Source organism: Anaerococcus vaginalis ATCC 51170, from assembly GCF_000163295.1.
Classification (GTDB): domain Bacteria; phylum Bacillota; class Clostridia; order Tissierellales; family Peptoniphilaceae; genus Anaerococcus; species Anaerococcus vaginalis.
Map to the genome: position 1 here is coordinate 1,538,574 of NZ_GG700527.1, position 12,977 is coordinate 1,551,550.

Genomic DNA, 12,977 nt, shown 5'->3' on the forward strand with positions numbered 1-12,977 from the left:
CCTGATAATAAATATTTCTTACTCTATTTCTACCCAAAAAAATAAAAAAAGGAAGAATCATCTCCTTCCTTTAGTTTTTTTTATTCTTAATTATTTTATTCATACAACCCAAGCTTCTCACAAAGCTCATCTATTTGGTCAATTATTTCTCCTATAAATTCAATGGTTTCTTCTAAGGCTTTTGTATTTGTCATATCTACTCCAGCTTTTTTTGCAAGATCCATTGGGCTTAGGGTTGAGCCTAAGTTTAAAACTTCTCTCCAATTTTTTATGTCTTTATCGTTTCCATTTATTATTTTGTCGGAAACTTTTGTTCCTATTGTAAGTCCTGCTGAATAGGTGTATGGATAAAGTCCCATGTAATAATGTGGTTGACGCATCCATGTTAGGTCAGCTCCTTCTACAAGTTTTACATCTTCTCCCCAAAATTCTTTTAATTTTTCACCAAAAATTTCTTTGAAATCTCCTGCTGTAAGGCTTTCTCCCTTGTCAATTCTTTCATAAACTTCTCTTTGGAAAGCTGCCTCTAGAAAATGGGTTACGAAATTATGGTAGTAGGTTTTTGAAATCATTGTATCCAAAACCCACAATTTTTCCCTATCGTCTTTGGCGTTTTTTAGTAAATATCTTTCCATGGTGATTTCATTTGCTGTTGATGGACTTTCTACAAAATACATTGAAACATCTGTGTTTATTGCATCTTGGTTTTTATTTGTATTTTCAAAATGTCCAGCGTGTCCCAATTCGTGAGCAAGAGTCATAACTTGGCTCATGTCCTTGTTGTAGGTTGTCATTATATATGAATGAGATCCATAAGGTGTATCGCAAAATGCTCCAGTTCTTTTTCCTTCGTTTTGTGCATAGTCAATCCACCTATCACTAAAGGCTTTTTTGAGCATTTCTACATAATCCTCTCCCAAAACTTTAAGCCCATCGATTATATAATCTCTTGCCTCTTCGATTTCAATTTCTTTTGAAAAACCAGAATCAATTGAAAGTTTCAAATCCGCATAAGTCATCTCGTCAAGTTTGTAAACTTTTTTCAAAATATTTGCATATTTTCTCATGTGCTTTGGAAGTTTTTCCATAATTGTATCAATGTGATTGTCATAAATTTCTCTTGGAATATCTTGATAATCCAAAAGCATATCGATTACTGAATCAAATCCCCTTAAATTTGCAAGGATTTTTTCATTATTTATGTGGGTATTATAAATTGCTCCGTTTCCTGATTCGTAGCGAGAAAGTGCCTTATGATAATTTTTGAAAGCAGCCCTTCTAATTTCTGCATTTTTATCAGTTTCATAATATTCTTCAAAAGTATTGTGATTTAATGGAATATTTTTTCCGTCAATTTTTATATCATCAACTTTTATATCCCCATAACGCAAAGACGCATATTCTCCGTAAGGAGCGTCAAAAGTCGGAGACAATTTTGAAATAACTTCTTCAGCTGCATCATCCAAAATATGGTATTTTTTGTCCAAGGCTCTTTTTAGAAAATAATCATAATCTTTGTGATTTTCTCTCACTTCATTTACAATTTTTTCATCAATTTTTGTCAAAAGCCCATCAAAAAAAGCTAAATTTGCATTGATTTCACTTGCCTTTGCTCCAAAATTTGCATATCTTTTTTGTGGATGTGGGTCATTGGCGTCAACTTCTGTAGAAATTCCTGCAAAAGATCCCAACCTGTGCATGGCCCCATAAATTTCGGACAAATCTTTTAATCCCTTGTATAATTTATCGGAAGAATCTATTTCATTGTAAGTTTTTTTGAAATTTTCACTTTTTTTGATTGTTTTATCAAGTTCTTCATAAAATTTCTCATCATTTTCAAATAAATCTTCCAATTTCCATGTTTCTTTTATATCAACTTCATTTCTTTTTACCATAATATCCTCCATTTCTAAATTTTATTATACCATCACAATATAGTATAATGAAAAAAACGGAGGAAAATATGACAGTAAACAAAAATAAATTAGAAAATTATGCCAAACTTGCAGTTGAATTTGGTGTAAATGTACAAAAAAATGAAGACGTTTTGATAAATTCTTCCTTGGAAGATCCTACTCTTGCAAGACTTATTGCAAAATATGCCTACGAGAAAGGTTCAAGACTTGTAAGCATTAATTGGAAGGATGAAGAGCTTACAAAATTAAAATATACCTACGAAGACCAAGAAACATTGAATGAAGTTCCTGATTATATTATAGAAAAAAATATTTACCAACTTGAAAAACATAGGTCAAATAGGATTTCTATAATTGGCGATGACCCAGATTTGTTAAAAGATTTGGACCAAAAAAAGATAGCCGAAGCGGTCAGAGAAAATTCTTTAAAATTAAAAGATTTTGTAAAATATACAATGAACGATATGGTTTCATGGCTTGTAATTGCATATCCAACCAAAAAATGGGCAAAGAAAATTTTCCCAGACCTTGATGAAGAAAAGGCAGTAGACAAATTATGGGAAGTAATTTTTGACGTAAGTCGTGTTGATGAAGATTGGGGAAAAACCAAGAAAAATTGGAACGACCATGTTTCTTTATTGAATGAAAAAGCAGAATTTTTAAATTCTCACCAATTTGATGAAGTTCATTACTCATCAAAAAACGGAACCGATTTGAGAGTAAAATTGCCAAAAAATCACATTTGGATGTCAGCTTCATCAAAAAATGAAAAAGGCGATTTATTTTTGCCAAATATTCCAACAGAAGAAGTTTTCACTTCCCCTCAATTTGACGGAGTTGATGGAAGACTCGTTGCTGTAAAACCACTCGTTTATAATGGGGTTATAATAAATAATTTTGAATTTACATTTGAAAATGGAAAAGTTGTAGATTTTAAAGCGGAAGAAGGCTACGATACATTAAAAGAAATGTTAGAATCAGACGAAAATGCAAAATATTTAGGAGAAATTGCCCTAGTTCCATACGAATCACCAATTTCAAAATCAAATATTTTATTTTTTAACACCCTTTTTGACGAAAACGCATCCTGCCACTTCGCCCTTGGAAAAGCCTACCCAACAACAGTAAAAGGTGGAACAGAAGTTGATGATAAAGATCTTCACAAAATAGGCTTAAATGATTCTCTAATCCATGAAGATTTTATGGTAGGAGCAAAGGATTTAAATATAAAAGCCTACAAAGACGGGGAAGAATTTGACGTATTTGTTGATGGAAATTGGGCGTAAAATATTTTATTTTAAAAATGATTAAATATAGAATAATAGATTAGTATGTAAGTAGCTTAATTTTTGAGTATTAGGCAAAGTAAAAGTAAATTATATTCTAAAATTAATCCAGAGATCTCATTTTTAATGTAAGCATAAAATTATATAACGTAGATTTTTAAATATATATAATGAAAACATATTGAAAATAAAATAAAAAGATGTAAAATAATATTAAACATGGAGTCGAATATACCATGACCAATTAAAAAGACAGGAGTGACGGCTCCTGTCTTTTTATGTGCTAATTATCGTCTTTTAATATACCTATCTAGCCGCTTGCTGATATAATTTGCTATTATACCAGCTACGATAGATATAATCATAGAGTCGAATTTTTCCATAACCTCACCTCCCAACTGTTACCAGTTTGGGTACGATAACATTTTTATTATATCATTTTAAAAAATCTTAAACTATTAAATTGAAAATATTATAAAAACTTATATAATAATATTGAGCATGGTACCGAGTTATATCCATGACCAAACAAAAAGACAGGAGTGGCTGCTCCTGTCTTTTTTGTGCTAATTATCGTTTTTTATATAGCTGTCTAGCCACTTGATAATATAATGAGCTATTACATTACCTGCGACAGATATTAAAATGGTACCGAATTTTTCCATAACCTCACCTCCCAACTGTTACCAGTTTGGGTACGATAACATCTTTATTATATCATTTTGTTTATTATTTTATTTTAAATTCTAAGCAAAAACCCTAAAACTTTACAAATTACAAAAACAAGGTATTATAATATACGAAGAACTGTTGTAAAACGGTGGTTGCCGGTTTTTTATCGGTAGTTTTTATCTGATTCGTGGGAGTTGAACCTTGCCAAATAAGTGCCTGATGTGGGATTTATTTGACCTTAAATTCTTCTATAAGCTCAGAGTTTTTACAAGAAAAAATAATCTAAACAAAAAAGCATCAACACCAGCCGAAGATTGCGCGATTAGTTATTACTAAGACAGCAGTCTTTTTTGTTTTGCTAATCGCCAGATTAGGAGTGAAAATTTATGCTCAGAAAATTTCTGAGAAGTTTAGAAGTTACAAAAAAAGAATTTTTGATTATTTCCCTTGGTTGTGCAATTATGTCCTTTGGAGTAATAAATATCCACGAACAAGCACAAATAACTGAAGGTGGAGTTTTGGGACTTGGCTTATTTTTAAAAAAAGCCTTTAATATGAATCTTGCCTACACCACACCTATTTTGGATGCCTTATGTTATGCCCTTGGCTTTTCAATGCTTGGAAGAATATTTTTAAAAAAATCAATTGTAGCAACAATAATGTTTGCAGTTTTTTATTGGATTTTTGATTTTATTGGACCAGTGATTCCAAGTCTTTACGATATGCCCTTAATGGCAGCAATATTTGGTGGAATATTTATAGGATGTGGCTGTGGAATAGCAGTTACAGCCGGAGGATGTGCAGGAGGCGATGACGCCTTGGCAATGACAATTTCCAAAAAAACAAAATGGCCAATATCAAGAGCCTACTTGTTTACAGATTACGTAGTTCTTGCCCTTTCTTTAATATACATCCCAATGAACCACCTAATATATTCATTTTTAACAACAATTATCTCATCATTTTTGATAGGACAATTCGAATTAAAAATGGAAATACCAGCCTGGCAAGTATGCCAAGGAAATTTAAATCATGCAAAAGGTTAATTTAAAAAGGATATTTCAAAGTATCAAGTATTTTGAAATATCCTTTTTTATATATAATTTTATCTTTCGCAAGGACTTTTCTTATTTTTTTCTTTAATATACGCACTTTTATCCTAGATTTTTTTAATTAATTAGATCTCTCCGCTTCCTCTGCACGATAAATAAAGATAAACAACCGAAGCAGACGAATGTTTATCTGGTCGATAGATCTCTGGATTATTTTTATATAATACTTTACATTTTCCTTGAATTTTTTTGATTTTTAAAATTTTTACAAAATTCTTAGACAATTTTTCTTCTTTTTTTCCAAGTTTCTTTCAAAAATGATTGTTTATATCAATATTATGTTATATAATAATAAGAGTAAAATTTAATAATAGGAGGAATTTATGTTATCTGATTTACTACCTGTTATAGTGGCAGTTATCGCTATTTGTTTTATGGGACTTCAAATTAAAACAAATATACTTCCAGTTAGCGAAGGAAATGATAGAATGAGAACTATATCAGGAAATATTAAAGAAGGAGCTATGGCATTTATATCTCGTGAGTATAAATACGTTGTTATCTTTGTAATTATTGTTTCAATTCTTATAGCAATTTTTATTAACATTAATACCATGATTTGTTATATCCTTGGCTCTTTATTATCAATGGCAGCAGGTTATGTAGGTATGAGAATTTCTACAGCCTCAAATGCTAGATGTACAAACGAAGCTATGGAAAGTGGACTTCCATCTGCCCTTAAAGTTGCCTTTGCTGGTGGATCTGTTATGGGATTTGCAGTAACAGGATTTGGACTTTTGGGAGTTGGAATTGTTTATTTGATCTTTAGAGACCCAACAATCCTTATGGGATATTCTTTTGGAGCAAGTTCAGTAGCACTTTTTGCAAGAGTTGGTGGAGGAATCTACACAAAAGCTGCAGACGTTGGAGCTGACCTTGTAGGAAAAGTTGAAAAAGGAATTCCAGAAGACGATCCAAGAAACCCAGCAGTTATTGCCGATAACGTAGGAGATAATGTAGGAGACGTTGCAGGAATGGGAGCTGACCTTTTCGAATCTTATGCAGGAGCAATCCTTTCATCAATGGTTCTAGGTTTTTCAATCTTTGGAGATGCTGGAATTAGATTTCCACTTGTACTTTCATCAATAGGAATACTTGCATCAGTTCTTGCAGCATTCTTATTCCTAAGAAAGAAACAAAAATCCCCACAATCTGCATTAATGATGACAATTTATCTATCAGGAGCAATTGTTCTTGTAGCATCATTTATCCTTTCACCAATATTTTTTGGAAATATGAAAGCAGCAATTTGTATAATTGTGGGAATACTTGTAGGAATTGCAATAGGATTTTTATCAGAAGTATTTACATCTGAAAAATATAGCCAAGTAAAAAGAATAGCAGAAGAAAGTCAAACAGGAGCAGCTACAAATATAATCGCAGGATTATCAAGTGGTATGCTTTCAACAGTAGGACCAATTGTTCTTATAGCAATAGGAATTTTAGTTTCATTCCACACAATGCAAATGTACGGAATTGCCCTTGCAGCAGTAGGAATGTTATCAATCACAGCAACAACAGTAACAGTTGACGCTTACGGCCCAATTTCAGACAATGCCGGTGGAATCGCAGAAATGAGTGGACTAGACGAATCAGTTCGTGAAATCACAGACAGCCTTGATTCAGTAGGAAACACAACAGCAGCAATCGGTAAAGGATTTGCAATTGGATCTGCAGCTTTAACAGCACTTTCATTATTCGTAACCTACACCGACACACTAAACCTTGACAACCTATCACTACTAGATTCAAAAGTAGTCGCAGGAATGTTTGTAGGAGGAATGTTACCATTTTTATTCTCAGCTTTGACAATGAATTCAGTAGGAAAAGCTGCAACAGAAATGATTAACGAAGTAAGAAAACAATTTAGAGAAAAACCAGGCATCCTAGAAGGAACAGAAAATCCAGATTACGCATCATGCGTAGACATCTCAACAAGAGCATCCCTAAAAGAAATGGTAATACCAGGAGCATTAGCAATCGTAGTACCATTATTTATAGGAAAAGCATTTGGACCAGAAACCCTAGGAGGACTATTAGCAGGAGCCCTAGTAACAGGCGTATTAATGGCAATCTTTATGTCAAACGCAGGTGGAGCTTGGGATAATGCAAAGAAATTTATAGAAACTGGAGCAGAAGGCGGCAAAAACTCACCAGCCCACCACGCTGCAGTAGTAGGTGATACAGTAGGAGATCCATTCAAAGATACATCCGGCCCATCACTTAATATCCTAGTAAAACTTATTACAGTAGTATCTGTAGTATGCGCAGGATTATTTATCTAATATAAAAATAAAAGCTGTTACAAAATGTAAGTATTTTGTAACAGCTTATTTTTTTCCATTTTTTTATTAAATCTAATGGGGATTTTATAATTACTTAATATTCTAAAAAACAAAACTAACTATTACCCATCTCAATCGAATATAATGAATAGAGATAGCTCTTGAATTAAATTTATATTACAATTTATTCTTTCTTTTAAAATCTTTTTTATTAGCTTTAAGTGCAAATTAATCCCTTTTTTGAAATTTTAATTTAAGACTTTGATAATTAATATTTATATTTTCCATTACAAATCACAAGTTTATATATTTGAATCTTCAACATAAGCAATAAAAAATACTATATTTATTTACAAGAAAAAATATAGTATAATATAAAAAACTTAATTACTAAAATATACAATTAAAAAATAGAAAGGAATAGAAAATGAAAAAATTTAAACAAATACAGAAAAAATTCCAATTAAATGGTGCCCAGATGAAATATATTGCTTTTATTTCAATGTTTATCGACCATTTTAACAAGGCAATCATTACACCAAAACTAAATTACCAACAACCCCTAGTTACAATATCAATGATTTTTGATATACTAGGCAGGATTGCCTTTCCGATTTTTGCCTTTATGATTGTAGAAGGCTTTTACAAAACAAAATCAAGATTCAAATATCTAAGAAATCTTTTAATTTTTGCCGTAATTTCAGAAATCCCCTACGATATGTTTCAATCAAAAGTTTTTATAAACAACAGATCACAAAACATAATGTGGGCCCTTGCCCTTGGACTTTTGACCTTGATGGTTGTTGATAAATTAAAAGAAAAAATCAAAAACAAATACCTTTGGCTTTTTCTTTCAATACTAATCGTTGCAATAAGCGCAATATCAGCAACTCTCCTATCATTTGACTACGATTATTATTCCATAATAATAATTTTTATCCTCTACCTTTTCTACGACAAAAGATTAGTTGGAAGCCTGTTGGCATACCTTGTAATAATAAAAGAAGTTTATGCAATTTTGGGCTTTGCAACCATTAATTTTTACAATGGAGAAAAAGGAAAGCAAAATAAATGGTTCAATTATTTGTTCTATCCAGTACATTTGCTTATACTTGGGATTTGTAGGTTTTTGTTTGGGTTGTAGATATTTTATAAATATAAATTTATCCCTAATAAATCTAGGGTAAATTTATATTTAAATATCTTATTTTCGCTAAAAAAATAAAATAACAATTATTTTCTCTAATTATTTATCTTAGTTCATAAATAAATACATAGTTTTTTCTAACTTGACTTATAAATACCATCACACCTATCTTCACAATAATCTTCTTTTAAAATAATTAGAATCAGATACAATTTATGATATTGTTGAATTTAACAGATTTATTGGCACTTTTGAGTAAATATATATTCCATTATTGCTTCACATCTATCTTCACACAGATTTCATTTTAATTCACATCTTGATACAGTTATTTTTGATAAAACATTGAAATATTAATGTTCTATTAATTTATTTAGCAAACAATCATAATTATATGTCTTCACATCTGTCTTCACATTTGTATTAACATTAATCATTTTTAAAAATATAAAGCTAATTTAATTATATAATTTTACTATAAATTTATTAATCCAATAAAAGTTATATAATTACATATGATTTTTCAATACATCAATCATAGAATACATGACATCAATAACACTATATTTAGCAAAATCCTTATTAATATTTATCATGTACACATATTTATTTCCTATTTTGGATTGATATAATATCCCCTTATCTTTGAGTCCATTCAAATATTTATAAGATGTATTTCTATGAATATTTAAATTATTTACAATTTCATTAACTGTAGCTGTTTTGTGTGCTAAAATGAATTCAAGTATATTCCTTTCTATTTCATTTTTTATATCAAAGCTATCAATAATGGAAGTATCCCAAAGAGTAAATTCAAACTTATCAATTTCAGTAATTAAAGATGGATATCTATATTTATTATATTCTACAGCTTCCATTATTTTAGGCACCCCAGATCCAGCCTTTTCACATAAATTTACCAATCTAAATATTTCCTGTATATAATAATTTCTAGGTTTAGAATGCTCCCCTTTGAAAAAATCAAGTTTACTTATTCTAAGAGAGCCACCATTCTTAAATGTTATATTATCTGAATATCTAGTTATAACTATCCCTAAATCAACTTGATAATCACAATGTATTATAGAGTTTACTAAAGCCTCTCTAATTGCAATTTTAAATTTAGAAGATGATTTTCTAGTTATAGAATCAGACAATATCTCTGAAGATTCGTTTACAGTAAGATACAATTTGTCTGCCGTTTTATTAAAAAAATTATATAAATTATCCTCTCCCCATGTTCCATCATATATCAATCTGTCAATAAAACCGTAATTCTTTTTATTACCTTTTTTACTAATATATTCAACATTATAGTGAGGTAAATATTCTTTAATAGATGTATGCTTTCCAAAAACTAATAGACCTGCTACTGTAGGTTCAATATCACTATTATGTCTTGATTGTCTTAAAGCATTAATTTTAATGAGAAAGTCGATATTACTTAGTTTATTAAAAGGATGTTCAGGTTTTCCTTTCTCAAACTTATACCTATATTCATTTATAGTATCAATATCAAAATCATTTATAGAATAGCCTTTTATAATTTTGCTATCAAAAGATATTTCGAGAGAGTCCCTTATCATCATCTCTATAGTCTTTCTATCACATAAATAATCATCTCTTCCAATTCTTCTATAAGTATATCTATCATTATCTTTTAAAAATATTGGCATTTCAGAATAACTCATCTTAGGTATAGGAACTATCAATAAATCTATATCTTTATTTTTATATTTTATTTCTTTTACATCATTAAAATCAATGGGATTATAATTTATAGCTTTTGGTTGCAATAATAAATCATACATTCTACTTTTTACTTTATCTATATTTTTAACACCAACTGCTTCGAATTTGCCGTCTGCAATTTCTTTAACGCCTAAAATTAAATATCCACCATCGGTATTAGCAAAAGCACTTATAGTTTCCAATGCATCTTTAGGAAAATCATTTTTTGCTTCTTTAAATTCTATATGTTCATCTTCACCATTTTTAATTGCCTTATCTAAAAATTTATCAAAATTCATTATTAAATTCTCCTGACTCAAAAACTATGTTTTACTAAATAAAAGACCTAATTAAATTAATTTCAAATAAAATCCAATACTGGTTTTAGATATGATATTATAACGTATCGAATTAATTATTATATTAATTTTTTATTTATCTTTGACCATTACCAGCTTATATTAAATATACTATAGATTAAAATTTTATTCTATATTAATTAAGAAACAGTAACTTAAAAGGAAAATCTAAAAAACTATCAGAATTCATTAGTTTTTTTAATATATTTTTAAATTTATCTTTATAACGGAATACAAAAAGACAATAAATAATTAAGATTATAAAAATTCTATCAACACCGAGGAAAAATATTTTTACAAAATTTGGAAACTTATTTATATCATCTATAGCTAAAAACCTATATAAATCAAGAGTAATTTTAGAGTTTTGTGTTAGTATGATTAATATATAAATAAATAAATTAAGAAAAGCTAGTATTATTCTCATAAATGCAAATTTATCCTTTAGTTCTTGCTTTCTTATTGAATTTATAATTAATGTTTCTTTAAATATGTATTTATAAATTGAACTATAGTTATCATAATTAATACATAAAGAAATAAAGGCGAATAACAAGGATATTATTTGCCAACTATTAATACTTATTATTCCAGCTAAAAAAATCCAAGAACCGAATATTAATAATTTTTTGTAAGATATACATAAAATATATTTTCTAATAAGATCAAATGACTTAAAGAAAAATAATATTATAATCATGAAATTAATGTATGGTAAAATTACACAAATCTTATATATAAGCCCATAACTTTCATCTATATAAATTATATTGTTCAAACTTTTTATATATAAAAATATAAATAATAAAAGAACAATATTAGAATAATCCATCATTTCTTCATAAATTAATTTACTTTTCTTAAAAATTTTAGAACTTTTTAATTTTTTATCCATATATTTTTTAAAAGCTAATACAATTATTAATATAATAATTAATAACATAGCATATATCTTGTCAGTATTTTGTAAATTTTTAAACAATATATACAAAATGAAGTTAATAAACAACAAGAAAATCCATAAAAACGTATTAGCTATAATATAATTTTTACAGTAATTTTTTTTATTTGAATTCATGATATCCTCCTTTGTCTCATTTCATATATAATAAATACAAATTATTAATAAAATATGTAGAAGAAAAATAATTTATAATATTATATTAAATTCCACAAAAAAACTACCCTGCCAAGCAAGGTAGTTTATTTTTTTCTTATTATATTTTATTCTTTAGCCCTTACAAATTTTACTCCAACTCCTATCATTAGTAGGCCTAGTAGTAGGATTAGGTAGATTGTTGCGTCGCCGGTTTTTGCCATGGCGTCTACTCTTTTGCTTAATCTGTTGTTTCCTCCTTTTGGGCCTGGGGTTGTTGGTTTGTAGTTTTTAACTTTTATTGTTTTGTTTGATGAAGTTTCTCCAATTGTAAAATCTACTGCGTCTAATTCTGGAATGTAGCCTTGTGGGGCTTTTGTTTCAATTAGTCTGTAGTCGCCGTAAGGGAGATTTTTTGTTTTAAATTCTCCGTTTTCGCCACTTGTTAGGGTGTAGACTTTTCCGTTTTCTTCCAAGTCTTTGTAGCCATCTTTGGTTTTTTCTTGAACCTTAAAGATAGCACCTTTAAGTGGATCGTTGTTAGTTCCGTCGATTTTTTGGAATGAGAAATAATTTTCTGGTTTGTCTTTTTCGTTTAAAAGCTCAATACTTCCTGATCTTTTAAATTCACTTTCTACAACATCTTTCTTATAACCTTCCAAAGGTTTGGTTTCTTTAAACTTTACCTCTTCTTCTAAGCCAAATAATTTAATTTGACCTTTTTGGTCTGTAAAAATTTCTGTTATCTTCCCATTTGGGGAGTAGGTCAATTGTTCATTGCCATTTTCATCTTTAATTTTGTTAAATTTAAGAATCTCGCCCTTTTTATTTATCACATTAAAACCAACTCCAGAAAGGACTTTTGTTGTATCATCCTTGTCCCTTTTTGTAAGAGTTAGGGTATCAGGAGCTTTTTTTGGATAAATTGTGAGAGTATTTTCAGTGTTTTCGTCAATGATTGCTAGGAAAGGAATGTATGGTCTTGATGGATCATTTGATCTATATCTTAAAAGATATACTCCCTTTTCCAAGCCTTCAATTAAAGCAAAAGCCATCCCATTTTTTTCTTCTGATTTGATAGAAGTTTTCATCTCTCCCAAATCTTTTGAAATTTCCTCATCATACTTGTCCTTATAAGAATTAATAAGATCAAGTTGTTTTTCTGGTTTTTCGATATTTTCGATTTTTTCATCAGGAACTTTCCAATAATCAACATAATCAACTACGATTTGTTTGGAATTTTCATCAGTATAATTTGTATTAATTCTTAGGCTATTTCCGCTTTCAGCATAAGCCAAAAGAGGAGCAACTAGCTGTAATATTACCATAAGAAATATGGAAGATATTAAATTTTTATTGAACTTTTTCATAGT

The 12,977-nt window shown here is 29.2% G+C and carries 8 protein-coding genes; 4 read left to right on the top strand and 4 right to left on the bottom strand.

The genetic code is table 11. The features are described 5' to 3' along the window. Window positions 1-95 precede the first annotated feature (95 nt). Complete coding sequence (gene pepF / locus HMPREF0078_RS07255) at window positions 96-1,895, bottom strand: oligoendopeptidase F (RefSeq protein WP_039920610.1); 1,800 nt, start codon at window positions 1,893-1,895, stop codon at window positions 96-98. A gap of 68 nt (window positions 1,896-1,963) precedes the next feature. On the opposite strand from pepF, the gene HMPREF0078_RS07260 reads away from it, so the two are divergent. The 4 genes from HMPREF0078_RS07260 (at window position 1,964) to HMPREF0078_RS07280 (ending at window position 8,415) form a co-directional block, all read left to right on the top strand. After that, window positions 1,964-3,202 (top strand): aminopeptidase, encoded by a 1,239-nt coding sequence (locus HMPREF0078_RS07260; RefSeq protein ID WP_039920611.1) that lies wholly within the window; start codon window positions 1,964-1,966, stop codon window positions 3,200-3,202. A gap of 1,058 nt (window positions 3,203-4,260) precedes the next feature. Further along, the gene (locus HMPREF0078_RS07270; RefSeq protein ID WP_004839499.1) at window positions 4,261-4,920 is read left to right on the top strand and encodes a YitT family protein; all 660 of its coding nucleotides are present in this window, start codon (window positions 4,261-4,263) and stop codon (window positions 4,918-4,920) included. 389 nt (window positions 4,921-5,309) lie between these two features. After that, window positions 5,310-7,271: a sodium-translocating pyrophosphatase gene (locus HMPREF0078_RS07275; protein ID WP_004839500.1), complete on the top strand. Its 1,962-nt coding sequence runs from the start codon at window positions 5,310-5,312 to the stop codon at window positions 7,269-7,271. 427 nt (window positions 7,272-7,698) lie between these two features. Further along, complete coding sequence (locus HMPREF0078_RS07280) at window positions 7,699-8,415, top strand: TraX family protein (protein ID WP_004839501.1); 717 nt, start codon at window positions 7,699-7,701, stop codon at window positions 8,413-8,415. Window positions 8,416-8,927: 512 nt separating this feature from the next. Here the strand turns inward: HMPREF0078_RS07280 and HMPREF0078_RS07285 are convergent. The 3 genes from HMPREF0078_RS07285 to HMPREF0078_RS07295 all read right to left on the bottom strand — a co-directional run bounded on the left by HMPREF0078_RS07285 (window position 8,928) and on the right by HMPREF0078_RS07295 (window position 12,974). Further along, window positions 8,928-10,448 (bottom strand): RNA-binding domain-containing protein, encoded by a 1,521-nt coding sequence (locus HMPREF0078_RS07285; protein WP_004839502.1) that lies wholly within the window; start codon window positions 10,446-10,448, stop codon window positions 8,928-8,930. Between the two features lie 196 nt (window positions 10,449-10,644). Then, window positions 10,645-11,586, bottom strand: coding sequence for a hypothetical protein (locus HMPREF0078_RS07290; RefSeq protein ID WP_004839503.1), 942 nt, complete (start codon window positions 11,584-11,586; stop codon window positions 10,645-10,647). Between the two features lie 146 nt (window positions 11,587-11,732). Next, a complete protein-coding gene (locus tag HMPREF0078_RS07295; RefSeq protein WP_004839504.1) occupies window positions 11,733-12,974 on the bottom strand; it encodes an MSCRAMM family protein in 1,242 nt (413 codons plus the stop codon). Window positions 12,975-12,977 lie beyond the last annotated feature (3 nt).

Bases quoted from the DNA above. Each gene is read 5' to 3' on its own strand.
- HMPREF0078_RS07280 (WP_004839501.1), top strand. From the start codon at position 7,699: ATGAAAAAATTTAAACAAATACAGAAAAAATTCCAATTAAATGGTGCC.
- pepF (WP_039920610.1), bottom strand. From the start codon at position 1,895: ATGGTAAAAAGAAATGAAGTTGATATAAAAGAAACATGGAAATTGGAA.
- HMPREF0078_RS07275 (WP_004839500.1), top strand. From the start codon at position 5,310: ATGTTATCTGATTTACTACCTGTTATAGTGGCAGTTATCGCTATTTGT.
- HMPREF0078_RS07270 (WP_004839499.1), top strand. From the start codon at position 4,261: ATGCTCAGAAAATTTCTGAGAAGTTTAGAAGTTACAAAAAAAGAATTT.
- HMPREF0078_RS07260 (WP_039920611.1), top strand. From the start codon at position 1,964: ATGACAGTAAACAAAAATAAATTAGAAAATTATGCCAAACTTGCAGTT.
- HMPREF0078_RS07295 (WP_004839504.1), bottom strand. From the start codon at position 12,974: ATGAAAAAGTTCAATAAAAATTTAATATCTTCCATATTTCTTATGGTA.
- HMPREF0078_RS07285 (WP_004839502.1), bottom strand. From the start codon at position 10,448: ATGAATTTTGATAAATTTTTAGATAAGGCAATTAAAAATGGTGAAGAT.
- HMPREF0078_RS07290 (WP_004839503.1), bottom strand. From the start codon at position 11,586: ATGAATTCAAATAAAAAAAATTACTGTAAAAATTATATTATAGCTAAT.